This window comes from Saccharopolyspora sp. NPDC002686, from assembly GCF_040295745.1.
In the GTDB taxonomy this organism is placed as follows: Bacteria; Actinomycetota; Actinomycetes; order Mycobacteriales; family Pseudonocardiaceae; genus Saccharopolyspora; species Saccharopolyspora oryzae.
On record NZ_JBEOVY010000001.1, the window covers coordinates 67065 to 90819 of the forward strand.

General features: G+C 68.0%; 21 protein-coding genes. 6 read left to right on the forward strand and 15 right to left on the reverse strand.

What is annotated here, in order from left to right:
• The 7 genes from ABTZ89_RS00315 to ABTZ89_RS00345 form a co-directional block, all read right to left on the reverse strand.
• A complete protein-coding gene (locus tag ABTZ89_RS00315; protein WP_351038476.1) occupies positions 1 to 1239 on the reverse strand; it encodes a sarcosine oxidase subunit beta family protein in 1239 nt (412 codons plus the stop codon).
• Entirely contained in the window at positions 1236 to 2537 is a 1302-nt protein-coding gene (gene glyA, locus ABTZ89_RS00320) for a serine hydroxymethyltransferase (protein WP_351038478.1), read from the reverse strand. Before glyA ends, ABTZ89_RS00315 begins: the two co-directional genes overlap by 4 nt.
• Positions 2538 to 2656: 119 nt before the next feature.
• On the reverse strand, positions 2657 to 3283 hold the full coding sequence (locus ABTZ89_RS00325) for an MBL fold metallo-hydrolase (protein ID WP_270948077.1): 627 nt from the start codon (positions 3281 to 3283) through the stop codon (positions 2657 to 2659).
• Entirely contained in the window at positions 3280 to 4368 is a 1089-nt protein-coding gene (locus ABTZ89_RS00330; protein ID WP_270948076.1) for an S-(hydroxymethyl)mycothiol dehydrogenase, read from the reverse strand. The genes ABTZ89_RS00325 and ABTZ89_RS00330 overlap by 4 nt, the downstream gene beginning before the upstream one ends.
• A 219-nt stretch (positions 4369 to 4587) precedes the next feature.
• Positions 4588 to 5733 (reverse strand): aromatic ring-hydroxylating oxygenase subunit alpha, encoded by a 1146-nt coding sequence (locus ABTZ89_RS00335; RefSeq protein WP_351038481.1) that lies wholly within the window; start codon positions 5731 to 5733, stop codon positions 4588 to 4590.
• Positions 5734 to 5859: 126 nt separating this feature from the next.
• A complete protein-coding gene (locus tag ABTZ89_RS00340; protein ID WP_351038483.1) occupies positions 5860 to 7035 on the reverse strand; it encodes an NAD(P)/FAD-dependent oxidoreductase in 1176 nt (391 codons plus the stop codon).
• Positions 7035 to 7394, reverse strand: coding sequence for a bifunctional 3-phenylpropionate/cinnamic acid dioxygenase ferredoxin subunit (locus ABTZ89_RS00345; protein WP_270948073.1), 360 nt, complete (start codon positions 7392 to 7394; stop codon positions 7035 to 7037). Before ABTZ89_RS00345 ends, ABTZ89_RS00340 begins: the two co-directional genes overlap by 1 nt.
• Before the next feature lie 121 nt (positions 7395 to 7515).
• On the opposite strand from ABTZ89_RS00345, the gene ABTZ89_RS00350 reads away from it, so the two are divergent.
• The gene (locus ABTZ89_RS00350) at positions 7516 to 8301 is read left to right on the forward strand and encodes an IclR family transcriptional regulator (protein ID WP_270948072.1); all 786 of its coding nucleotides are present in this window, start codon (positions 7516 to 7518) and stop codon (positions 8299 to 8301) included.
• 137 nt (positions 8302 to 8438) lie between these two features.
• Entirely contained in the window at positions 8439 to 9878 is a 1440-nt protein-coding gene (locus ABTZ89_RS00355) for an MFS transporter (protein WP_351038486.1), read from the forward strand.
• A 251-nt stretch (positions 9879 to 10129) separates the two neighbouring features.
• Here ABTZ89_RS00355 and alc (ABTZ89_RS00360) read toward each other — a convergent pair whose 3' ends face one another.
• From alc (ABTZ89_RS00360) to ABTZ89_RS38885, 3 genes are read right to left on the reverse strand one after another with little or no spacing between them, the layout of a single operon-like run.
• Positions 10130 to 11329, reverse strand: a complete 1200-nt coding sequence (alc, locus tag ABTZ89_RS00360; RefSeq protein WP_351038488.1) for an allantoicase — start codon at positions 11327 to 11329, stop codon at positions 10130 to 10132.
• A gap of 32 nt (positions 11330 to 11361) precedes the next feature.
• Positions 11362 to 12903 (reverse strand): AbgT family transporter, encoded by a 1542-nt coding sequence (locus ABTZ89_RS00365; protein ID WP_351038490.1) that lies wholly within the window; start codon positions 12901 to 12903, stop codon positions 11362 to 11364.
• On the reverse strand, positions 12900 to 13415 hold the full coding sequence (locus ABTZ89_RS38885) for an allophanate hydrolase-related protein (RefSeq protein WP_502949493.1): 516 nt from the start codon (positions 13413 to 13415) through the stop codon (positions 12900 to 12902). The genes ABTZ89_RS00365 and ABTZ89_RS38885 overlap by 4 nt, the downstream gene beginning before the upstream one ends.
• Before the next feature lie 194 nt (positions 13416 to 13609).
• Between ABTZ89_RS38885 and alc (ABTZ89_RS00375) the strand changes: the two genes are divergently transcribed.
• The 3 genes from alc (ABTZ89_RS00375) to ABTZ89_RS00385 all read left to right on the forward strand — a co-directional run bounded on the left by alc (ABTZ89_RS00375) (position 13610) and on the right by ABTZ89_RS00385 (position 17051).
• Entirely contained in the window at positions 13610 to 14830 is a 1221-nt protein-coding gene (gene alc, locus ABTZ89_RS00375; protein ID WP_351038494.1) for an allantoicase, read from the forward strand.
• A gap of 6 nt (positions 14831 to 14836) precedes the next feature.
• Positions 14837 to 16183, forward strand: coding sequence for a C4-dicarboxylate transporter DctA (dctA, locus tag ABTZ89_RS00380; RefSeq protein WP_351038496.1), 1347 nt, complete (start codon positions 14837 to 14839; stop codon positions 16181 to 16183).
• Positions 16184 to 16361: 178 nt separating this feature from the next.
• On the forward strand, positions 16362 to 17051 hold the full coding sequence (locus ABTZ89_RS00385) for a GntR family transcriptional regulator (RefSeq protein ID WP_351038498.1): 690 nt from the start codon (positions 16362 to 16364) through the stop codon (positions 17049 to 17051).
• Positions 17052 to 17070: 19 nt separating this feature from the next.
• Here the strand turns inward: ABTZ89_RS00385 and ABTZ89_RS00390 are convergent, their stop codons facing one another.
• From ABTZ89_RS00390 to ABTZ89_RS00400, 3 genes are read right to left on the reverse strand one after another with little or no spacing between them, the layout of a single operon-like run.
• A complete protein-coding gene (locus ABTZ89_RS00390; protein ID WP_351038500.1) occupies positions 17071 to 18357 on the reverse strand; it encodes an MFS transporter in 1287 nt (428 codons plus the stop codon).
• A 60-nt stretch (positions 18358 to 18417) separates the two neighbouring features.
• Positions 18418 to 19167 (reverse strand): SDR family NAD(P)-dependent oxidoreductase, encoded by a 750-nt coding sequence (locus ABTZ89_RS00395; protein ID WP_351038502.1) that lies wholly within the window; start codon positions 19165 to 19167, stop codon positions 18418 to 18420.
• A complete protein-coding gene (locus tag ABTZ89_RS00400; RefSeq protein ID WP_351038504.1) occupies positions 19164 to 19997 on the reverse strand; it encodes a sugar phosphate isomerase/epimerase family protein in 834 nt (277 codons plus the stop codon). The genes ABTZ89_RS00395 and ABTZ89_RS00400 overlap by 4 nt, the downstream gene beginning before the upstream one ends.
• A 126-nt stretch (positions 19998 to 20123) precedes the next feature.
• Between ABTZ89_RS00400 and ABTZ89_RS00405 the strand changes: the two genes are divergently transcribed.
• Positions 20124 to 21041: a LysR family transcriptional regulator gene (locus tag ABTZ89_RS00405; RefSeq protein WP_351038506.1), complete on the forward strand. Its 918-nt coding sequence runs from the start codon at positions 20124 to 20126 to the stop codon at positions 21039 to 21041.
• 226 nt (positions 21042 to 21267) lie between these two features.
• Here ABTZ89_RS00405 and ABTZ89_RS00410 read toward each other — a convergent pair whose 3' ends face one another.
• Positions 21268 to 22578 (reverse strand): MFS transporter, encoded by a 1311-nt coding sequence (locus tag ABTZ89_RS00410; RefSeq protein ID WP_270948061.1) that lies wholly within the window; start codon positions 22576 to 22578, stop codon positions 21268 to 21270.
• Positions 22579 to 22583: 5 nt separating this feature from the next.
• A complete protein-coding gene (gene dgoD / locus ABTZ89_RS00415) occupies positions 22584 to 23732 on the reverse strand; it encodes a galactonate dehydratase (RefSeq protein WP_351038509.1) in 1149 nt (382 codons plus the stop codon).
• Positions 23733 to 23755: the final 23 nt, after the last annotated feature.

Below are 23755 nucleotides of genomic sequence, written 5' to 3' on the forward strand. Positions count from 1 at the left end.
TCAGTGGGCGACGGCAGCGGCGCCGTGTTCGTCGACGAGCGCTCCGGTCGTGAAGCGGTCGAGGCTGAACGGCGCGACGTACGGATGCGGCTCGCCGTGCGCGATGGTGTGCGCGTAGCACGAGCCGAGCCCCGGCGTGACCTTGAACCCCCCGGTCCCCCAACCGGAGTTGACGTAGACGTTCTCGAACGGTGTGCGCCCGACGATCGGACTCGCGTCCGGGGTGACGTCGACGATCCCCGCCCAGCTGCGCAGCAGGTGTGCGCGGGCGAAGACCGGGAACAGCTCCACGGCAGCGGCCATCTGCCGCTCGATGATGTGGAACGCGCCGCGCTGTCCGTAGCCGTTGTAGGAGTCCACGCCCGCACCCATCACCAGCTCGCCCTTGTGCGCCTGGGAGACGTACACGTGCACGGCGTTGGACATCACGATGGTCGGGTGCACCGGCTCCAGCAGCTCCGACACCAAGGCCTGCAACGGGTGCGACTGCAGCGGCGTGCGGACGCCGAGCTTGTCCAGCAGGACGGAGGTGTGCCCCGAGGAGCACAGCGCGACGGTCCCGCAGGCGATGTCACCGCGGCTGGTGCGCACGCCGGTCACCCGCTCACCGTCCACGGTGAACCCGGTGACCTCGCAGTCCTGGATCAGGTCGATACCGGCCTCATCCGCACTGCGGGCGAATCCCCAAGCGACGTAGTCGTGCTTGGCGATCCCCGCCCGGGGTTGGTAGGTGGCGCCCTGCACCGGGTAGCGGATGTCGTCGGAGATGTTGACGATCGGGCAGACCTGCTTGACCTCTTCCGGGCTCAGCCACTCGGCATCGATGCCGTTGAGCTTGTTGGCCTCGACCCGCCGGACCGAATCCCGGATGTCCTGCTCGGTGTGGGCGAGGTTGAGCACACCGCGCTGGGAGAACAGGATCGGGTAGCCGAGCTCGTCCTCCAGCCCTTCCCACAGCTTCAAGGCGTGCTCGTAGATCGCGGCCGATTCGTCCCACAGGTAGTTGGACCGGATCAGCGTGGTGTTGCGGGCCATGTTGCCGCCCGCGAGCCACCCCTTCTCCAGCACGGCGACGTTGGTGATGCCGTGGTTCTTGGCCAGGTAGTGCGCGGTCGCCAGACCGTGCCCGCCACCACCGATGATGACCACGTCGTAGGACTTCTTCGGCTCCGGGTTTCGCCAGAGGAAGTCCGGGTGTTCGGGCAGATCCGCGCCGGGCGGCGTGCTGTTCGTGTTCATGCCTGCAGCTCCGGGTACAGAGGACGGCTCTGGGCGAGGTTCGCGACGCGCTCGGTGAGGGCGTCGAGGCCGGCTTGCGGCGTTTCGGGGCGCAGCGCCAGCGCGATGATGTCCGCGACCTCGTGGAAGTCTTCTTCGTCGAAGCCCCGCGCGGCCAGCGCCGGAGTTCCGATGCGGACGCCGGAGGAGACCATCGGCGGCCGCGGGTCGAACGGGACCGCGTTCCGGTTCACCGTGATGCCGACCCGGTGCAGCCGGTCCTCGGCCTGCTTCCCGTCCATCTCGGAGTTGCGGAGATCGACCAGGACCAGGTGGACGTCGGTGCCACCGGACACCACGCCGACCTTCTCCTCCAGCAACAACCGGTCGGCCAGGATCCTCGCGCCGGCGAGGGTGCGCTCCTGCCGCTCGCGGAAGGCGGCCTCTCCGGCGAGCTTGAACGCCACCGCCTTGCCCGCGATCACGTGCTCGAGCGGACCGCCCTGCAGCCCCGGGAAGACGCTGGAGTTCAGCTTCTTCGCCAGGCTCCCCTGAGCGAGCACGACCCCACCGCGCGGTCCTCCGAGCGTCTTGTGGGTGGTCGAGGTGACCACGTGCGCGTGCGGCACCGGGGACGGGTGCAGACCGGCTGCCACCAGTCCGGCGAAGTGGGCCATGTCCACCATCAGGTAGGCACCGACCTCGTCGGCGATCCGCCGGAACTCCGCGAAGTCCAGCTGCCGCGGGTAGGCCGACCAGCCCGCGATGATCAGCTTGGGCCGCCGCTCCTTCGCCAGCCGCTCCACCTCGTCCATGTCCACGAGGTGGTCGTCCTCGCGCACGTGGTACGCAACGGCGTCGAAGTACTTCCCCGAGAAGGTCAGGCGCATGCCGTGGGTCAGGTGCCCGCCGTGCGCGAGGTCCAGGCCGAGGAAGGTGTCGCCCGGCTCCAGCAGCGCGGACATGACCGCGGAGTTCGCCTGAGCGCCGGAGTGCGGCTGCACGTTCGCGTAGTCGGCTCCGAAGAGCGCTTTGACGCGGTGGATCGCCAGCTGCTCGATCTCGTCGACGTTCTCGCAACCACCGTAGTAGCGGCGCCCCGGGTACCCCTCGGCGTACTTGTTGGTCAGCACCGAGCCCTGGGCCTGCATCACGCTCAGCGGCGCGAAGTTCTCGCTCGCGATCATCTCCAGCGTGTCGCGCTGCCGGGCCAATTCCCGGTTGACGGCCGCATGGACCTCCGGGTCCGTCTCCGCCAGGGGGAGACCGAGCACGTTCTCGGCGCTCGGCGCCCCTTGACGATCAACCGTTACGGACATGCGGCCGACCTCCCGGTGTATCTGTGTTCGGTGATTGATATATCAGTTACATGTCAAATTAAGGGCCGTCGCACGCTCGGTCAACAGTCCGAGGACGACTTCTCCGGAATGCCCGGCGGTCAGTACCCCCGGGCTATCCACTCCTCCAGGTGCGGCGCCTCGGCACCGATGGTGGTCGAGCCGCCGTGTCCGGTGTGGACAGTGGTTTCACCGGGCAGCGCAAGCAAGTTGCGGCTGATGGAGCTGATGATCGTGTCGAAGCTGGAGTAGGACCGCCCGGTGGCACCGGGTCCGCCCTGGAACAGGGTGTCCCCGGTGAAGAGCGTCTTCAGCTCGGGGGCGTGGAGGCAGACGGAGCCCGGTGAGTGCCCCGGCGTCGACAGGACGCGCAGGTCGATCCCGGCCACGGTGATGATCTGGCCGTCCGACAGCTCCCGGTCCGGTTGCCGGTCCGGGTGCGTCAGCTTCCACAGCGGAGCTTCGGCCGGGTCGAGCAGGATCGGCGCGTCGAAGCTGTCCGACAGCACCGGCGCCTGGCCGACGTGGTCGTCGTGGGCGTGGGTGCACACGATCGCCGTCACCCGGCGATCGCCGATCCGCTCGGCGATCGCCTCGGCGTCGTGCGCGGGGTCGATGACGAGGACCTCGCGCTCGTCGCCGATGAGCCAGACGTTGTTGTCGACCTCCCAGGTGCCCCCGTCCAGGGAGAAGGTGCCCGAGGTGACCAGGTGCTCGATCGGGCTCACAGGACCACCACCGAACGCAGCACGTCACCGCGGTGCATCTTCTCGAAGGCGTCCTCGACGGCGTCGAGGGAGATCTCCTCGGTCACGAACTTCTCCAGCGGCAACCGGCCCTGCAGGTGCAGGTCGACCAGTGCCGGGAAATCGCGGGAGGGCAGGCAGTCGCCGTACCACGAGGACTTGAGCGCACCGCCGCGGCCGAAGTACTCGATCAGCGGCAGCTCCGGCGCCATCATGTCCGGCGTCGGCACGCCGACGAGCACGACCGTGCCGGCCAGGTCGCGGGCCTCGAACGCCTGCTTCCAGGTCTCCGGGCGCCCCACGGCGTCGACCACCACGTCGGCGCCGAATCCCCCGGTGTGGCTCCGGATCGCCTCGACGACATCGGTCTCCCGCGCGTCGACGAAGTGCGTGGCACCGAATTCCCGGGCCTGGTCGAGCTTCCGCGGATCGCGGTCCACCGCCACGATCGTGCTCGCGCCGGCGAGCTCCGCGCCCGCGATGGCCGCATCGCCGACGCCTCCGCAGCCGATGACGGCGACCGAATCACCGCGGCCCACTCCCCCGGTGTTGATCGCAGCGCCGATGCCGGCCATCACGCCGCATCCGAGCAGCCCCGCCACCTGCGGCTTCACCCGCGGGTCGACCTTGGTGCACTGCCCGGCGGCCACGAGGGTCTTCTCCGCGAAGGCTCCGATCCCCAGCGCCGGGCTCAGCTCCTGGCCCGATGCCAGCGTCATCTTCTGCGTCGCGTTGTGCGTGTCGAAGCAGTACTGCGGCTTGCCCTTGCTGCAGGCGCGGCACTGCCCGCAGACCGCGCGCCAGTTCAGGATCACGTAATCGCCCGGAGCGACGTTGACGACGCCCTCACCGACCGATTCCACGATGCCTGCGGCCTCGTGCCCCAGCAGGAACGGGAACTCGTCGTTGATCCCGCCCTCCCGGTAGTGCAGGTCCGTGTGGCACACCCCGCACGCTTGCACCTGCACGACGGCCTCACCGGGGCCGGGGTCGGGGATCACGATCGTCTCGACCGTGACGGGCTTGCCCTGCGCGAGCGAGACGACTCCGCGGACCTCTTGTGGCATAAAGCCTTTCTCCTTCTTCGTGCTGGTCGCTCGACCACCGGCGCAGCCGCCGGTGGTCGGGCTCGGACCAGGATTCGGGATGCGAGCCCCCGGACCCGGGGGCGAGAACGCGATTGCGACGCCCACTGTGACATGCGTCTGGTATATCAGTCCAGAGCGCAGTGCGGTCATTTCACGGCGCAGGGACGTGCACCGGGTTCGCCCGGCTTCCAGCGGGTCTCAGCCCGCGATCGCGGACGCCACCCAGTCCCGGAACTCACCGATGTGGTGCTCGCTGGGGACCAGCACTCCGCCCGCGGCGTAAGCCCGCGAGGACATCGCCGGCTGGCAGCGCTCGCACGCGTCGAAGTCCTGCTGGTTGACCCGGTGGAACAGCTCCACCGAACGGGACAGATCGACACCGCTGTCGATGAGCTCCTGCGTGTAGAGCCAGTCGCACTCGACGATCGTCCGGTCCACGGCCACCGGGTACATCCGGTGGAAGATCACGTGGTCCGGGACGAGGTTGATGAACACCTGCGGGTTGATCGTGATCGCGTAGTAGCGCCGGTCGTGGTCCTCGTCGACGCCGGAGAGGGTGTCGAACCCGCCCTGGCCGTCCACGGTGAACCCGGTGATCTCCTCGCCGAACTCCGCCCCGTGCCCCACGAAGTACTGCGCCGCGTAGCCGTCGGCGAACTCGGGCAGCACTTCGGTCAGCTCGGGGTGGATGGTCGCGCAGTGGTAGCACTCCATGAAGTTCTCGACGATGAGCTTCCAGTTCGCCTTCACGTCGTAGGTGATCCGCTTGCCGACCACCAGCTGGTCGATCCCCCAGCCGTCGATGGCGTCGGGATCACCCATCCTGGCCGTGACCGCGCCCTGCACGGCGTCCTCGAAGGACGGCGGCTCGTCGGCCAGGCAGACCCAGACGGTTCCGAGCCACTCCTTCAAAGCGACGCCGATGAGTCCGTACTCGTCGCGGTTGACGTCCTTCATGGAAGTCAGGTTCGGCGCGGCGATGAGCGAACCGTCGAGGCCGTAGGTCCACGCGTGGTACGGGCACTGCAAGGACTTGCGAACCGATCCGGTCTCCTCGGTGCACAAGCGCGCACCGCGGTGCCGGCAGACGTTGAGGAAGGCTCTCAACGCACTGTCGCGACCGCGCACGATCAGCACGCTCTCCCCGCCGACGTCGACGTTGCGGAAGCTGCCCGGCGAGGGGATGTCGCTGCTGCGGGCCGCGGCGAACCAGTTGCTCTGGAAGATCCGGGACTTCTCGAGCTCGAAGACCGCTTCGTCGGTGTAGTGCGATCCCGGCAGGGTCGGGATCAGGCTGGACGCGGATTCCGGCTTCTGCTGGCCGTGGGCTTCGACGGAGCTCACGAACGATCCTTTCCTTCTGCTGCAATGCTGCGATGAACAGTCGGCGCGGCTCCGGGGTGCGAAAGGCTCAAGGAGCAGACGAGCCTTTCGCACCCGAGGACCGCGGAGGGGACTGCACGAGTGCGGTCAGCGCACCGCCGGCAGGAATCCCGCCAGCTGGCGGCGCCACCTCCCGAACGAGCGGGCGCGATCGATCCCGAGAACCCCTTCCGGGTTCCCGTCCTGATCGCGGTAGAGCACGAGGAAGTCGAGCGTTTCGAGGCTCCCCTCGAGCACTTCGACCTTGGAACCCTCGGTGCGGCGGCCGGCGAACTGGATCTTGTGGCCGTACTGGTCCGACCAGAAGTACGGCACCTCGTGGTGCGCCGGCGGTGCGTAGTCCCGGCCGAGGAGGGCGGACACCCCGGCGACCGGCTGCTGCAGGGCGTTGGTCCAGTGCTCCATGCGGCGCGTCGCGCCGAGGAAGGTGCGGTGGGAGTTGGCGCAGTCCCCCACCGCGATGACGCCGGGGACGTTCGTGACGCCTTGCGCGTCGGTCACGACACCGTCGTCGAGCTCGACGCCCGACCCGCTCAGCCATTCCACGCACGGTTCCGCGCCGATCCCGACCACCACCACGTCGGCGGGCAGTTCACGACCGTCGGACAAGCGGACGCCCGTCACCTGATCACCGCCGACGAATTCGGCGAGCGTGGCGCCGGTGTGCAGCCGCACTCCCTTCGTGGCGTGCAACCCGGCGCAGATCTCGCCCATCTCGGCACCGAGCGGCTTCAGCAGCGGCACGGCCGCGGCTTCGACGACGTCGACTTCGACACCCAGGCCCACCGCCGTCGAGGCGATCTCGGAGCCGATGAACCCCGCGCCGATCACGACCAGGCGGGCTCCCGCGACCAGCTCCTCGCGCAGCGCCACTGCGTCGTCGAGCGTGCGGAGGGTGTGCACGCCCTTCGGCAGGTCCCAGGGGAGGCTCCTGGCCCGGGCGCCAGTCGCCAGCACCACGCCGTCGGCCGCGATCCGCTCACCGTCGTCGAGCACCACCGCCCGACCACCGGTGTCGAGAGCGGTGGCGGTGCGCCCGAGGCGCCAGTCCGCGCGCAGCTCGTCGTCCTCGGGCGTCGCCAGTTTCAGATCGTCTTCCGAAACCGTCCCGGCCAAGAACTCCTTCGACAGCGGCGGTCGGTCGTAGGGCGCGTGGACCTCGTCGCCGACCACGACGATGCGCCCCTCGAATCCCTGATCGCGCAGGGACCGGGTGGCGGTCAGCCCGGCGAGGGACGCGCCGACAACGGCAATCGTCTGCATCAACGAACCCCTTCGCCAACCGCTCCGGCAACGTCCGCGCCGGCATCCGCGCCGACTTCGACCGTTTCGCTAACGAACACCTGCCCGTCGACGATGACCACCTCGTGCGTTCGCACGGGCTTCCGCGCAGGCGGCCCGCTGGGCTTTCCAGTGCGGAGGTCGAAGCAGGCGGCGTGCAAGGGGCACTCGACCGCGCAGTCCTCGAGCCAACCGTCCGACAGCGACGCATCCTGATGGGTGCACGTGTCGTCAATCGCGTAGAAGGTGCCGTCCGCGTTGAAGACCGCGATTGCCACGCTGCCCTGCACGCGTACAGACTCCCCGACCGGAATATCGGCCACCGCGCCAACTAAGATCATCGTTGCTCCTGTTGCTCATTGCGGAACACGACGTGCGATTCGCAACAGAGCATCCGGCACTTATCGTTTCCCGTCAATTAACCGATCCCAAATCAACCCGCGCCGAGTTCGGAGTTGCAGGATGCACAACAAGAGCGAGCCCGCAGCGGCCGCCGAGCCGCGGACCGCCACCCAAGCCGTGGATCGGGCGTTGTCCATGCTCACCCTCCTGGCCCAACACGGGCCGTCGGGCGTCACCGAGCTCGCGCGCGAGCTGGGGGTCCACAAGTCGACCGTGTCCCGCCTGATGACCACCATGGAGAAGTTCCGGTTCGTCGAGCAGGTGGGGTCTCGCGGGAAGTTCCAGCTCGGCTTCGGCATCGTCCGGCTCGCCGGAGCCACCACGGCGCAGCTGGACATCGCGAGGGAGAGCAAGTCCATCTGCGCCCGACTGTCGTCCGAACTGCACGGGACCGTGAGCCTCAGCGTCCTCGAGGGCGGTGGTGCCACCACCGTCACCCAGGAGCCCCGGACGGAGCGCAACTGGATCGGTCTCCGGGTGCCGCTGCACGCGACTGCGTGCGGAAAAGTGCTGCTGGCGAACTTCGGGTTCGAGGAGCTCGAGGAAGTCCTGCGGCAACCGCTGCCCCGCTTCACCGAGAACACCATCATTTCCCGGGGCGCCCTGACCGCCGACCTCAACCGGGTCCGCGACCGCGGCTGGGCAACCGCGGTCGGCGAGTTCGAGGCCGAGCTCCGCTCCGTCGCGGTCCCGGTGCGGGGCCCCGGCGGGCGCATGGCCGGAGCGCTGAGCGTCTCCGCCGACAGCCAGCACCTCCGCGGGACCGATTTTCCCGCCGTGGCACGAGTTCTCGGCGAGGCGGCCGAGGAGATCCTCGAACGCCTGCAGGACCTCGCAGGCCCGTAGCCGGCGCCGGAAAAGCTTGACCACCCAAGACACACCTATTAGCTTGAACAGATATATCAGTTGTGCGGACCAAAGGTGATCATGCGTCGACCTCCTCGAACGTCCCGATCGGGCGGCCTGCCGACTGGAGCGGCGGGGTGAACGGCGCGCCCGTACCTCGGGGACCGGGCGGCGAGTTGGCCATCGAGGACGCGCAGACGATCCGTCGCGCGACAACGGCCGCGACCTTGAGCAACATCGCCACCTGGTACGACTTCGGCGCCTATTCCTACATCGCCCTCGCCCTCGACCGGGTGTTCTTCCCCGATGCCGGCGAGTGGGCACCGGTGTTCACCCTGGGCACCTTCGCCGCCGCGTTCCTGGTCCGCCCGCTCGGCGGAATCATCCTGGGGCCGCTGGGAGACCGCTTCGGCCGCACCAGAGTCCTGTCCGCCACGGTCCTGCTCATGACGGTCGCGACCGCGCTGCTCGGGCTCGTTCCCAGTTACGGCGCGATCGGCATCGCAGCGCCGCTGATCGTGCTGTTCATCCGCATGCTCCAAGGCTTTTCGGTGGGCGGCGAGTACGTCGGAGCCCTGACGCTCGTCGCCGAGTACGCCCCGGACCAGCGGCGCGGCTCCCTCGGGAGCCTGCTGGAATTCGGCACGCTCATCGGGTACATGCTCGGCGCCGGTATCACGTCGATCCTGGTGGCCGCGCTGCCGGAAGACGATCTGCTGGCGTGGGGCTGGCGGATCCCGTTCATGCTCGCCCTCCCGCTGGGCGTCACCGGGCTCTACCTCCGGAGAGACCTCGAGGAGACCCCGGCGTTCCGGCAGCAGATGGAGCGCTCGCCGGCGATGGCCACCATGGCGCTTCGGCGCGTGTTCCAGATCTTGGTGAAGCACTACCGCTCGGCGGTCCTGATCGCCGGTGGGCTGATCGTGGCCTGGAACGTCACCAACTACGTGCTGACGAACTACGTGCCGACCTACCTGACAGCCACCCTGCCGGCACACGGCGGGAGCGGAACCAGCGGAGCGTTGGCAGCCACGCTGCAGGTCGCCGTCATGCTGGCGATGCTGATCGTCATCGTCTTCGTCGGCAAGCTCAGCGACCGGATCGGCAGGAAACCGATCCTGATCACCGGCAGCGCGTCGCTCATCCTGTTCGGCCTGCCGTCGGTGTGGCTGCTGCAGACGGGCCTCGCCGGCCAGGTCACCGGCTTGCTGATCATGGGGTTCGCGCTGCTCTGCTTCGCAGCGGTGACCCCGTCCACCCTGCCCACGCTCTTCCCCACCTTCATCCGGTACGGCAGCCTGGCGATCATCTTCAACGTCTTCGTGTCTGCCTTCGCCGGGACCGCACCCACGGTCATCGGAGTCGCGGTGACCACGACGGGGAACCTCGACTGGCCCGGCTACTACCTCGTCGGCGCGGGTGCGATCGGGCTCGTGAGCACCCTCTTCCTCAAAGAGCCTGCCGGAAGACCCCTGACCGGGGCGGCACCGCTCACCTCGAGCGCGGACCTGCCCGCCCCACCGCTCTCCGAAGACGGCGTACCCATGGAGAATCCGCCGAAGCGCCGACGGAAGTGACAAGCTCGGTCCCCATCCGAGCAAATCCTCCTCCAAGAGTCGGCAGGAGCAGAGAACCTACCGAATTTCGTCACCGTGACAAAAAATCCACCTACGCGGGGACACTGCTCCAGCTCGCGCTGCTGCGCCTCCCCGCTCCGGGATGAGTTCCCCATAACGGATAAACAGCACGGCAACCGGGACCAGGTCACCGGGCTGACGGAGACGGCGACCGGTGTCGGCGGGCCACCCCTCGCCCTCGTCTACCAGCGCTAACGGCCGAGAAGGACTGCCAGCGTGCCAGCGACATGTCCCGAACCTCCGGAGGACAGCGCTTCCAGTTCAGCGCATAGGTCGTCCGCGGTGCCGAACGGCCGGGAATCGGCCAGTTCGACCGCCGTCTCAGCGTTCGCGCCCAGCGAGATCAGAGCCGCGATGGCGTGAGCTCGAGGCAGCGCGTTCAGCCAACGGATACCGGTAGCTTCCCGGCCGAGCGCGTCGAGCTCACCGATGAGCCTGAGCCGCGAAACACCTCCGTCCGGATAGATCTCCAGACGTACGTGGGTGGTGGGACGCGGATCGGGCACGGAGAACCAGTGCGGTGCGTCGTGCAGTCCGCAGGTGTGCGGCAGCAGCTCGAACCACGACCCCGGATTCGCCGGGTCCGCCTGCTCGGCATCGCATCCCAGCAACCGGAAGCTCTCCGGGGCGTTGCCGCGGTAGTAGGTGGTGTCGTACTCGACCTGCCGGACGATTCCCCTCCCGGTCAGGCGGAGGTCGATCCAGTCGTGCCCAGGCCCGCGTCGGCGGGTGGATTCCCATCCCTTCTCGTGGCGCAGCACCGGTGTGGGCGCGTTGATGTTGAGCGGGTTCCCGAAGAACTGGTCGCTGCAGTCGAGCACGACGCCGCCGTTGGCTTGAGCTGCCAGATCCAGCGACACACCGAGGAAGCGGCGCGGGTCGGGGACGACGTCGCCGAGGACTCGCAGGCGCGCGATTCCACCATCGGGGTGGGTGTTCAGCCGTACATGGGTGAACCGGCGCTCGACCGCCACCTGGAACCGGTTCACGCTGTCCCGCTCCACGGGGCTTTCCGGGACCAGAGTCGTCCATTCGAGGTCATCGCGGGCGGCCAGTTCCCCGGACGACGCGTAGCCGTCCACGCCGCAGGCTTGCACCGAACACGCCTTGGGGCAGTTTCCCCTGAAGAAGCTCGTGTCGATGACGACCTCCCGGACGATGCCGGCGGCGCCGAGGCGCACGATCACCCAGTCGTTGCCGGGCTTCCGGCTCCGGCGGGTTTCCCAGCCGTCGTAGAGCTCGCCGCGGAGCCCGGTGTGCTCCGCGTGCGACTTCGGGGGCAGCGGGTCGAGGAGGTGGTCCTTCCCGCCGAAGGTCTCGTCGTTGGCGGCGACGGCCGCGCCGCCCAGGCGGATCGAGGCGAGGTCGACGAGGTGGGCCAGTTCTGACATGGGGTGCAACCTCCAGGTTCGCAGAGCTTGGATCAACGCGCGCCGAGCTCGACCCCGGCTCCGGGGCCCAGCGGCAGGTCGAAGAAGTAGAAGATTCCGAGCACGCCGAGCCACACCGCGAAGTACGGGACGACGAAGATGGCGAGCCGGGTCATCAGCGTTCCGAGCCGCAGGCCGGGTTCGTACTCCCGCGCCATGCTCAGCAGGACGATCAGGAACACCGACATCGGGGTGATCAGCGTTGTCGTCGAGTCCCCGATCCGATGTGCGGCCTGAATCACCGCTGGCGAAAGCCCCAGCAGCATCAGGCTCGGCACCATCACGGGGCCGACCAGGGACCACAACGCGCCACCGCCGGTGATCACCATGTTGAGGGTCGCCGAGACGCAGACCATGAGCAGCAACGCCAGGAAGCCGTCGACGTGCGACGACTTCGCCAGGTCGGCCAGCCCGATGGCGAGAACGCTGCCGAGGTTGCTCCAGGTCAGGATGCCGAAGACCTGCGCGATCACGAAGACCACCACGGTCGGGCCGGCGATGTCCCGCATCCCCCTGGTCATCAGGACTTGGAGGCTGTTCTCCTTCGTCAGGGTCCCGGCGACCAAGCCGAAGACGACCCCCACCAGCACGAAAGCCACCCCGATGACCGCCACCAGGTTCTCCAGCAACGGCGATGAGAGCAACGTCCCGTCGGAGCCGTGGAACGGCCCGCCGGGCACCAGCGCACCGATGGCGAGGAGCACCAGGAATCCGCAGGCCGCCGTCAACGCCACCACGAGACCACGCCGCTGGCCGGCGGCCAGCTCGACGCGTTCCGCCGGTTCCTCCTCGCGGCTCGGCAAGCGGGGTTCGAGCACGTGCGCTATCAGCCAACCGCCCACCAGCGGGAAGATCACGCCCACCGCCGCGGTGAAGAAGTAGTTCATCGCGATGTGGACGTCCACCGGCGGCAAGCCCGGAACGAGCTGCACCGCCGCGTCGGTGATCGCGATGTAGGTGGCGTCCAACGTGCCGATGACGAAGCCGCCTGCGTAACCACCTTGCAGGCACGCGTACGCGCCGATCAGCCCGGCCAGCGGGTTGCGGCCCGTCGCCTTGAAGGCGACCGCGCCGAGCGGAGCGATCACGAAGTAGGACGCGTCGGAGAAGACGTGGCCTTGCGCCGCGACGAACGCCACGGCGTAGGGAACTCCCCAGCCCGGAACGCGCGAAAGCAGCCAGCGCACACCAGCTTCGAGGAATCCGGATCCCATGGCGACGTTCACCGCCATCACCATGACGAAGATGTTGCCGAGTCCGGGGAACTCGATGAAATTCGTGATGACGTGGCCGAGCAGGTAGCGGAGCCCGTCCAGGGACAGCACTCCTCGTACATCGAGGACCTGGTCCTTTCCAGGAACCGCGACCGAGGCGCCCAGCAGATCCGCGACCGTGGACGCAACGGCCACGAAAGCGAACAACCAGCAGAACAACACGAACGGTTGCGGAACCCGGTTTCCGATCTTCTCGAGAACGCCGAGGAAAGAAGCGAAACCGCTCGCCGCACCGCGCAATGCACGCGATCCCGCCATCATCTTCCCCTGTCGCGCGCGGACGACTTGGCGCTGGCCGGCGGAACCTCGTCGCGATAACTGCGCCAGCCGCCGTAACCGGTGATGTCTTCGTACTTTCCGGGGATCCGCTCGGTTTGCCGGAGCAACATCGCCAACGACGCCGTCCCGTCCTCCAACTCGATGACACCGAGCTCGAGCTCGGGCGATTCATTGGGGAGGAACTGGTCGCGCAGTCGATCCAGCGGGACGTCGTAGACCTCGCCCCGAATCTCGGCACCGTCGTGCGGCACCGGCCACAAGGCCGGAAACCTGTTGCGCACGCAGACGAACCGATAACGCGGAGCGGTCCGCAATTCACCGATGAACGGGCAACCCTCGATGTACCGGTGCGCCCTTCCCCCGCGCAGAGCTCCTCCGCTGACGAACAGATGTACCACGATCAACCTCCTGGCAGAGCAACGCCGGCCGCCACCGGAGCAAGCGTCCGAATTCAGAATCGACGCACTCCTGGCCGGCCCTCCAGACAGCCGCACCGGACGGTCGCAACCTCATGCGACAGACGGACTCCGGTGTTCGAAGACAGCTTGCGAGCAGGCGGCCGCGCGTTCAAGGAAACCGCGCGTATACCAGATTTGTATACCCGCGATTCCTTGAAACGGTTGGCCCGCCTGGCGAAACTCAACTCCACCGACGGACGGCTCACCGAATCCGTCCGCGAATCCCGTTCATGGACAACACGAAAGGCCGCGCCGTGGTCGATTTCGCCCATTTCACGGATCTCGCCTCCCGCAACATCGGCGGTAGCGTCGTGCTCACCAACGACGAGTTCTTCGTCGAGAAGGAAAATCTGATCAAACCCGAATCGCCCGTTTCCTGCAAAGGGCAATCCGGGAACCGCGGTGGGATCTACGACGGCTGGGAAACCCGCCGCAGGCGCACCGCAGGACACGACTGGGCCGTGGTCCGGTTGGGAGTCCCCGGAATCGTCCACGGCGTCGTCGTGGACACCGCGTTCTTCCGGGGGAACTACCCCGACCGCGTCTCCGTGCAAGCATGCGCGCTGGACGGCTACCCCGGTCCGGAAGAGCTCGCGGAAGCCGAATGGGTCGACATCGTCGCGGAAACTCCCTGCGAAGGCGACACCGAGAACGCCTACCCGGTGCACGCGCGGACCAGGTTCACGCACGTGCGGTTGTGCATCCACCCCGACGGCGGGGTCGCCCGCCTGCGGGTGCACGGCGAAGCCGTACCGGACCCGCTCGACTTCAGCGGACTTTCCTGGGACATGGCCGCGCTGGAGAACGGCGGACGGGTCATCGAGCAGAGCGACGGGTTCTTCAACCCGGCGTCCAACGTCATCACCCCGGGAACCGCTCGCACGACCAAGGACGGGTGGGAGACCAAGCGGCGCCGCGACGACGGCCACGACTGGTTGACCGTCCGCCTCGCAGCGCCGGGGCACATCCACCAGGTGATCGTCGACACCTCGCGCTACATCGGCAACGCGCCGGAATCCTGTTCCCTGCTGGCCTGCGATGCGGCTGCCAACGACCTGGACGACCCGACGGCGTGGTGGACGATCGTCGACCGCCAGCGACTCCAGCCCGATCAGCTGCACCGCTTCCACACCGAAACCCGGAAGCAGGCCACCCATGTCCGCCTGAACATCTTCCCCGACGGAGGCCTCGCCAGGCTGCGGCTGCTCGGTCACTGCTCAAGCGCCGGATCCCGGGAACGCGGCATCCGCTGGATCAACGTGCTTCCGGAAGCACAGCTGCGGACAGTACTGTCGCGTCTGGGCATCTCCGCTCCGCAGGTGGAGAAGTTCGCCGACGCACGCCCCCTTGCAACGCTGCGCGACGCCGAGGCACTGCTCGACCGGACGACAACAGCGGCTCTGCACGCACGCCTCGGCATCGCGGACGCCGACAGCGACGCAAGAGGGTGATCCGCGATGCCGTGGCCATCCAAGCGCAAAGTTCCGGGAGCCAAGAAGAGGCCCTTCTACCGGTCGCTGTTCTTCCAGATCGCGGCAGGACTGGTGCTGGGTGCCGTCGTGGGCGCGGTGTGGCCGGATTTCGGTGCCGCGCTCAAACCGCTCGGGGACGGTTTCGTCAAGCTCGTCAAGATGATCATCGCGCCGTTGGTGTTCTGCGTCGTGGTGATCGGGATCGCCGGCGCCGGTGACCTCGCCACCCTGCGCCGCATCGGCGTGAAGGCGCTCATCTACTTCGAGATCGTCTCCACCGCCGCACTCGTGGTGGGCCTGGTGATCACCGAGATCATCGGGCCGGGCCAGGGGTTCAACGTGGACCCGTCCACGCTCGACCCCGGCTCGGTGCAGGAGAAGACCGAGGGTGCTCCGGCGAGCGCGTCGGAGTTCGTCCTCGACATCATCCCGGAAAGCGTGATCGGCGCCTTCGCCGAGAACAGCCTGCTCCAAGTCCTGCTGTTCTCCGTGCTGTTCGGCATCGCGATGATCCACGCCGGTGAACGCGCCCGCCCGTTGATGTCCTTGATCGAGAAGCTGCAGGACATCATCTTCACGATCGTGGCCTGGGTGATGAAACTGGCGCCGATCGCGACGTTCGGTGTCATGGCCTACACCGTCGGCGAGTACGGGCTCGGATCGCTGACCAGCTTCGGGAAGATGATCGGGGCCTTCTACCTGGCGATCCTGGTGTTCCTCGTCCTCCTCGCGGTGCTGTTGCGGGTGACCACCGGCGTCGGCTTCCTGCGGGTGGTGAACTACGTGCGCGAGGAGCTGGTCACCGCGGCGTTCACCGGCTCCTCGGAAGCGGTGCTGCCGCAGATCACCAAGAAGCTCGAGGACGCGGGCTGCTCGCGGACCGTGGTCGGGTTGGTGGTGCCGACCGGGTACTCGTTCAACCTCGACGGCGCGTCCATCTACATCTCCGCATCGGTGGTGTTCCTGGCCCAGGCCATGGGCACCGATCTCGGTTTCTCCGAGCTGCTCACGATCATCCTCGTCGCGGTGCTGACCTCGAAGGGGATGGCCGGGGTCGCAGGATCGGCATTCGTCGCGCTCACCGCCACCATCGGAGCTGTCGGTGGTATCCCCGCAGCAGCGGCGGTGTTGATCCTGGGCCCGGACCGGATCATGGCCAAGGGACGAACCGCGACGAACTTGATCGGCAACGTGGTGGCGACCTTGATCGTCGCCCGCTGGGAGAAGCAGCTCGACCGCCGGCAACTCGACCGGGCGCTGCGCCGCGGCAAGTCCAAACAGGATTCCGAGGAGGACATCTCGGAAGCAAGTCGCTCTGCCGGCGGGAAATGAACGCCAGCGCCGAACGTGGGACGATGCCCGTGGCCACGCCGCGGGCATCGCCTGTTCCAGCGGCGAGAGCCGGCGGCTGCGCGAAGTGGACGTGCGCACTACCCTTCTCCGCCCACCTGTGGTGTGCTGCTGGCAGTCGGCCTCGCCGAATCGATCGACCTCCTGAACCCGAGGAACGATGATGTCGATGCACCACTCGGAGAACTGCGCGGCCAAGTTGCCGAACGCGCTGCGCGATTGGGTGCGACGAGAGATCCGCACCCGCATCTCGGACGGCAGCTTGCACCCGGGGCAACGACTGCTGGAACGCGAGATCGCCGATCGGATGAACGTCTCCCGAGTACCCGTCCGCGAAGCCCTGCGCCTCCTCGAAGCCGAGGGCTACCTGGTCGCGGCGCCCACCGGAGGCGTCGTCGTCCGCGAACTGGACGCCGACGAGATCAACGAGATGTTCGACGTCCGCGGCGCCTTGGAAGCCCTGGCAGCACGTTTGGCCACCAGGTACGCCGATGAGGCCGCCACGACCGCCCTCCACGAAGTCGTCCGCGCCAACCGCACCGCCATCGACAACGGGGACACCCAAGCGATCGGCCGCACCAACCACGAGTTCCACGCGTTGTTGAGGCGCACCGCGGCAAATCGCTTCGTCACCGAACGCGTCGAACCGCTGATCGGCCGACTCTCCTGGGCCTACCGGACGAGTCCGGACCCAGAACACGTCTGGCGAGGTCATCTCGCACTGCTCCACGCCATCGTCGCCGGCGACGAGGAGATGGCGGCACAGGCCGCGCACCTGGACAACGAGCACAACCGGGACATCGCCCTCGACCTGATCCGCACCCGGCACCCACGCAGCCCATTCGGTTGAGCGGACGTTTCAGGACCGATCAAGCTCGAACTGCCCGATCGCGGGAGGGGTCCACGGCCAGGGCGAAGATCAGCCCGCCCGCGGCGAGCAGGGTTCCGAACACCAGGAAGGATGCGGTGTAACCGCTGCCGGGTGCAGCTGCGGTGTCGACGAGTCGCCCGGCGACGAGCGGGCTGACGATTCCCGCAGCGGCCGAAGCTGCCGTGATCATGGCCAGCGCACCGGCCCGCCGCGAAGCGGAGAACAGCTCCGACACGACGGGGAAGGTCACCGTGTTGACCGCGACGGAGAAGCCATAACCGAGGGTGACCGCAGCAACGGCGACCACCGGCGCATCGATCGCCGGGATCGCGGCGAGCACGACACCGGAGAGCAGCAGGCAGATCCCACCGACCCGGCCTCGGCCTACCTTGGCCGATGCTCCTGCGCGCATCAGCCGGTCGCCGATCCCCCCGATCAGCACCAACGCCCCGACCCCCGCCACGCTCGGCAGGGCGAACAGCACCCCGGCCGTCGTCGCCGAGTAGCCGAGCCCGTTCTGAAAGTAGGACGGCAACCAGGTGAAAACGACCGCGGCGAGAGCTCCCTGAGCGAAGGTGGCGAACAGGCAGGCCAGCATGGTCGGTGTTCGCAGGCCCCGCATCCAGCTTCGGTCCGACGAGGACGCGCCACCGGTCGAATCGTCGGATCCCGCGTACGGGCCGGGCCGTCCGATGAAGAACCACACGGTCGTCCACACCACGGCGATGACGCCGATCGCGACGAATCCGATTCGCCATCCGAACGCCACGACGAGCAAGGAGATCACGGGGAGCAGCGCGATTTTGGCGAAGGACGCACCGCTGGTGATGACGGCGGCCGGCATGCCGCGCCGGTCGGCGGGGAACCAGGAGTAGGCCGCGTTGTGGGCCAGTGGCACGGTCGGCCCCTCGGCGGTGCCGACCACGACCCGGCTCAGGACGAGCATCACCGCTCCGGCAGCGAGCGCCGCCGGGATCTGTCCGATCGTGCAGAGAAGTCCGCACCCGAGCAGGACGACCCGGGTGGAGATGCGTCGTCCGGAAAGCCCGATCACCAGGCAGCTGATCATGGTGAGCAAGTAGGTCGCACTGCTGATCATTCCGTAGGTCGTCGCGGACATGCCGAATTCGGCGCGAATCGGCTTGGCGACGATCCCCAGCAGTCCTTTGTCGACGAACACCAGGACGTGGGCTCCTGCTGCCGCAGCCGTCACCGCCCAGGGAGTCCACTTCGGAACGGCTCGGGGCGCGTCATCGGCCGGGGTCGGGCTCAGATCGGTCGTCATTGCGTCTCCTCGTTGAGAACGACTTCCCACGGCGGTTCTCCAGCCGTGGGACTGCGTGGATCAGGGCGATGGGGCCAGTTGGGCGCCGCCGCAGACGTGCAGGACCTCGCCGGTCACGAAGCCGGCCGCCTCGGAGGCGAGGTAGCCGACGGCGTGCGCGATGTCCTCCGGAGTTGCGAAACGCTGCATCGGAGTCATCGCGAGGTGCTTGGCTTCGAAAGCTGCGTACTCCTCCTCACTGCGGTTGGCTCGAGTGAAGGGAGTGGCCACCATGCTGGGCGCGACCGCGTTGGCCGTGACCCCGAGCGGGGCCAGTTCGAGTGCCAGGGAGCGGGTGAGGCCGACAACTGCGGCTTTCGAGCTCGTGTAGGCGATCGGCCCGCCCGACAACCAAGTCCGGGAAGTGATGTTCACGACCCGTCCACCCGTTCGCGTTGAGCTCCACAGGGGAACGGCCTGGCGGCACAGCGCTGTCGGTCCCCAGACGTTCACGGCCATCACGCGTTCCCAGTCGTCACGGCGAAGAGCCTCCATGCCGCGGGGTGCGGTGACGGCGGCGTTGTTGACGATCACGTCGAGCCGTCCGAAGCGCTGTTCGACCATCTCGACGAGGGCCTGGACCGACGTCTCGTCGGCGACATCGAGGTAGCAGGCCTCGATGCCCGTCAGGTTCGCGCAGCGCTCCTTCGCACCGTCGAGGTCCCGGTCGGCGAGCAGCACCACCTCGGCTTGCCCGGTCAGGTGTTCGCCGATCGCGGCCCCCAGGGCCCCGGCCCCGCCCGTGACGAGGGCGACCCGGCCGCCGGTCACGGGTTCACCACCGCGGGCTCCGCAGCATGCAGGACTTGCAGACCGACCTTCAGAGCAGCCTCGGGCGGCAGATCAGCGGTGAAGTCTTCGAGGGACAGCCAGCCGTCGTAGCCGCCACGGTGCAGCGCCGTCCGGAGGGAGCCGACGTCGAGCACGCCGTCGTCCATGCGAGACCAGCGCAGTTCCCAAGGCTTCCCCGCTTCCGCGGGTACCCAGCGGGCGTTCTTGACGTGCACGTGGGCCAAGTGCTCCCCGAGTAACTCCACCGCAGTGCCGTGGTCTTCATACCCCTCGACCAGCAGGTTTCCGGCATCGTAGATCACTCCTACGAGTGCGGGGTCAGCGCCGGCGACGATCCGCTGCGCCAGCGATGCGCTCGGGCATATCGAACGCTGGTGCAGCTCGAGCAGAGCTCGAACTTCAAAGCCGGAAACGATCTCCTGCAGATCGCCGACGAACCTGCGCGCACGGTCCGCGTGCTCGCCCCACGGCATTCCGTCACGCCACGGGGCCCGGAACCGGAACCACGGCACTCCCGCCTCGGCAGCCGCGGCTGCCGCCCGCCGAGCCGCGGTCAGATCACCGCATTCGACATAGGTGTCCAGCCCGACGACCTCCACACCGCTCCGGCGGCACCGATCTGCAAGCGCCGCGACCTCGGCGAATCCGATGGTGCACCGGTTGTCGGTGAAAACGTCGGTTCCAGCTCCAGGCCCGTCGTCGGACACCCGCCATTCGATACCGGCCAGCCCCGTCTCGACCGCCAACGCGATCGCCTCGTCGGGGGTCCGGTCGAAGAACATGATCGAACAGGCACTGATCGGGTTCACGGTCGCCTCTCCTCGATGTCAACCATGCCCAGAAGTGAATGCCGCAAGACCCACCCCTGTCCAAGACCAGCTGAGACACCCCGGCTATGCCTCCTGGGTATGGCCGCCGGTGCGATACTCGTTCCCGTGGAACTGCGTCACATGCGATACGTCCTGGCAGTTGCCCGCCACGGGTCGTTCAGCCGCGCAGCAGAAGCGCTGCACATCGCACAGCCCGCGCTGAGCCGGCAGATCCGCGCCATCGAAGCCGAGCTCGACGTCAAGCTCTTCGACCGCAGTTCCACCGGTGCCACGGTGACTCCGTCTGGTCGGACATTCGTCGCCCACGTCAGGCAAGTCCTGGCCCTCGCCGACTCGACGGGCGAGGTCGTGCGCGCGGAGTCACCGCAGCGCGAGCTCGTGCACATCGGCCTGCCGCCGGGACTGCCGCAGAAGTGGACCGTCGAGGTCTCCCGCCGACTGCTCTCAGAAGTGCCGAGCGCGTCGGTGCGGTTCGTCGAAGCCGGTAGCACCGAGCAGCTGCGGCTGTTGACGCAGGGCAGGCTCGACGTGGCGGTGGTGCACCAGCTACCCCCGGCGGAGACCAGGTCGATCCTGATCGGCAGCGAGCCCCTCGGCGTCGCGATCCGGCCTGACCACCCGCTCGCCAGCGCGCAGCAGTACCGCTTGGTCGATCTCGACCGGCTGCGGATTCTGGTGCACTCGCGTGAGCAGATCCCCACCCAGCAGGACGGCGTGCTCGCTGCGGCCGGGTCGGCCGGGATCGAACCCGAATGGATCTTCGCTCGCTTCGTCGAACACGCACGCGCATGCGCCGAAGCAGCCCAGGTAGATGCTGTCCTGGTCGGCTCCCACACAGCACGCACTCAGCTCGACGGCTGGGTCTGGAGGCCGATCGAGGACCTCGAACTCGCGATGAACACGTGGCTGGTGCACCGCACAGACGCCCGCGATGTCGTCCCGCCGACCATCGCGGCGATCAAGAGGTCGGCTGCACGACCGCTCCTCGACGAATCGCGCACGGCCCCTCCGCCGCGGGGATAAAGGGGACACGAATCGCCGACGCCGCAGTCTCGGGATTCCTGGTCACGATCACGGTAACCACCAGGGCGGCGTGTTTCGGTGCGGACTCGCCCACCAGAACCGTCATGACTGATCGTCCAGTGTGGAATTGCTGGAAAGGATACGGCGGGTGGCGGGAAGCTTGCGGCGAAAGCGTCGTCTTCCGGCGCCTTTCCGGGGCTCCGCGCAACGGAGCCCCGGATTTCGGTCAGCGCTCGGCGACCCGTTCAACTCGGCCGACCAGCAGGACGTAGGACAGGATCCCGGCCACCGTCACCGCCGTCATGTAGCCGAAGGCCGGGGCGAAGCTGTCCTCCGTGACCAGGAAACCGATCACGATCGGCGTCGCGATCGACGACAGGTTGCCGATGAAGTTGAACATCCCGCCGGTGAGCCCGAGCAGCCGCTCCGGTGCCAGCGCCGAGACCAGCGACCAGGTGATCGAGGCGAGCCCGTTGCCGAAGAAGGCCACGGACAGGAACACGATCACCAGCGCCGTCGAGTCGGTGAAGTTCGCCCCCACCATCAGCGTGCTCAGCAGCAGTCCGATGATGATCGGCGCCTTGCGCGCCAGGCCCAGCGACGCGCCCCGCCGCAGCAGGAAGTCCGACACCACACCGGAAGTCAGCACGCCGACCAGCGCGGCCACGAACGGCAGCGAAGCCAGGAACCCGGACTTGATGTAGTCCATGCCGCGGTAGTCCACCAGGTAGGTGGGGAACCAGGTGAGGAAGAACCACAGCGTCGAGGTCAGGCAGAACTGGCCGAGGTAGATGCCCCACAGCTTCCTGCGCCCGAGCACCGTGGCGAGGTCGCCGCGGGTGATCCGGGCCCGCCGCGGCTGCTCGTCGACCAGATCGACCAGGCCGCCGCCGGAGCGGATCAGCTCGACCTCGGCGGCGTTGGCCCGCGACTCGCGCGGTTCCCGGTAGCCGAGGTACCACACCGCGCCCCACACGATCCCGACCAGGCCGGTGAGGATGAAGACCCAGTGCCACGACACCGCCGACTGCAACCAGGACAGCACCGGCGTCAGCAGCGCCAGGCCGATGAACTGCCCAGAGGTGTAGAAGCCGATGGCGGTGCCGCGTTCCCGCTCCGGGAACCACACCGTGGCGACCCGGCTGTTGATCGGATACGCCGGCGCCTCGCACGCGCCGACCAGCAACCGCAGCACGATCAGCGCGACGAACCCGCCGACCATGCCCATGAACAGCGTCGCCAACGACCACAGCACCAGGCACAGCGGGTAGAGCACTCGCGGCCGGATCCGGTCCACCAGCCAGCCACCGGGGATCTGCATCGCCGCGTAGGTCCAGCCGAACGCCGAGAGCAGCAACCCCTGCTGCGCCTTGGAAAGCTCCAGCTCCTCGGCGATGGCCGGCAGCGCGATCGACAGGTTCGAGCGGTCCAAGTAGTTGATCACGACCGTGCCGAACAAGAGCACGGCGATGAGCACGCGGGCGCGGGAGGCGGTGCCCGAGGCCCGCGCCGCCGCGGTCGATGCGGTGTCGGTCATCCGGCTCACCACTCCGCCACGGAACCGTCGGCGTGCCGCCAGACCGGATTGCGCCAGCGGTGGCCTTCGGCTGCGCGCTCGGCCACGTACTCCTCGTTGATCTCGATGCCCAGCCCCGGGCCGGTCGGGATCGCGACCTGCCCGGCGTCGTAGGTGAACACCGCCGGATCGGCCAGGTAGTCGAGCAGGTCGTTGGAGGTGTTGTAGTGGATGCCCAGGCTCTGCTCCTGGATCGTGGCGTTGTAGCAGCCCGCGTCGATCTGCAGGCAGGCGGCCAGCGCGATCGGACCGAGCGGGCAGTGCAGCGCCAGCGCCACGTCGTAAGCCTCGGCCATGTGCGCGATCTTGCGGGCCTCGGTGATCCCGCCGCAGTGCGAAGGATCGGGCTGGACGATGTCCACCGCGCCGGAGGCCAGCACCGACTTGAAGTCCCACCGCGAGTACAGCCGCTCCCCCAGCGCGATCGGGATCGGCGAGCCCCGCAGCACGTCGGCGAAGCCATCCAGGTGCTCGGACAGCACCGGCTCCTCGACGAACATCAACCGGTAGGGCTCCAGCTCGCGCAGCAGCACCTTGGCCATCGGCCGGTGCACCCGGCCGTGGAAGTCGACACCGATGCCGACGTCGGGTCCGACCGCCTCGCGCACCGCGGCGACGTTGGCCACGCACTGGTCGACCTTGGCCCAGCTGTCGAGGTACTGCAGCTCCTCGGTGCCGTTCATCTTGACCGCGGTGAAGCCGCGGTCGACCACGGCCCGGGCGGCCTGGGCGGTCTCGGCCGGGCGGTCGCCGCCGATCCAGGAGTAGACCTTGATCCGGTCGCGCACCCGGCCGCCGAGCAGGTCGTGCACCGGCACCCCGAGCGTCTTCCCCCGGATGTCCCACAGCGCCTGGTCGATCCCGGCGAGCGCGCTCATGTGGATGCCGCCACCCCGGTAGAAACCGCCCCGGTAGAGCACCGTCCAGAGGTCCTCGATCCGGGACGGGTCCTGGCCGACGAGGTAGTCGGAGAGCTCGTCGACGGTGGCGGCCACCGCGTCGGCGCGCCCTTCCAGGACCGGCTCGCCCCACCCGACGACGCCTTCGTCGGTCTCGATCTTCAGGAACAGCCAGCGCGGCGGCACCTGGTATGTCGTCATTGACGTGATCTTCATCTGGTGCGTTTTCCTTCTTCTAG

Bases quoted from the DNA above. Each gene is read 5' to 3' on its own strand.
- ABTZ89_RS00315 (WP_351038476.1), bottom strand. From the start codon at position 1,239: ATGAACACGAACAGCACGCCGCCCGGCGCGGATCTGCCCGAACACCCG.
- glyA (WP_351038478.1), bottom strand. From the start codon at position 2,537: ATGTCCGTAACGGTTGATCGTCAAGGGGCGCCGAGCGCCGAGAACGTG.
- ABTZ89_RS00330 (WP_270948076.1), bottom strand. From the start codon at position 4,368: ATGCCACAAGAGGTCCGCGGAGTCGTCTCGCTCGCGCAGGGCAAGCCC.
- ABTZ89_RS00340 (WP_351038483.1), bottom strand. From the start codon at position 7,035: ATGCAGACGATTGCCGTTGTCGGCGCGTCCCTCGCCGGGCTGACCGCC.
- ABTZ89_RS00345 (WP_270948073.1), bottom strand. From the start codon at position 7,394: ATGATCTTAGTTGGCGCGGTGGCCGATATTCCGGTCGGGGAGTCTGTA.
- ABTZ89_RS00350 (WP_270948072.1), top strand. From the start codon at position 7,516: ATGCACAACAAGAGCGAGCCCGCAGCGGCCGCCGAGCCGCGGACCGCC.
- alc (WP_351038488.1), bottom strand. From the start codon at position 11,329: ATGTCAGAACTGGCCCACCTCGTCGACCTCGCCTCGATCCGCCTGGGC.
- ABTZ89_RS00365 (WP_351038490.1), bottom strand. From the start codon at position 12,903: ATGATGGCGGGATCGCGTGCATTGCGCGGTGCGGCGAGCGGTTTCGCT.
- alc (WP_351038494.1), top strand. From the start codon at position 13,610: ATGGACAACACGAAAGGCCGCGCCGTGGTCGATTTCGCCCATTTCACG.
- dctA (WP_351038496.1), top strand. From the start codon at position 14,837: ATGCCGTGGCCATCCAAGCGCAAAGTTCCGGGAGCCAAGAAGAGGCCC.
- ABTZ89_RS00385 (WP_351038498.1), top strand. From the start codon at position 16,362: ATGATGTCGATGCACCACTCGGAGAACTGCGCGGCCAAGTTGCCGAAC.
- ABTZ89_RS00390 (WP_351038500.1), bottom strand. From the start codon at position 18,357: ATGACGACCGATCTGAGCCCGACCCCGGCCGATGACGCGCCCCGAGCC.
- ABTZ89_RS00410 (WP_270948061.1), bottom strand. From the start codon at position 22,578: ATGACCGACACCGCATCGACCGCGGCGGCGCGGGCCTCGGGCACCGCC.
- dgoD (WP_351038509.1), bottom strand. From the start codon at position 23,732: ATGAAGATCACGTCAATGACGACATACCAGGTGCCGCCGCGCTGGCTG.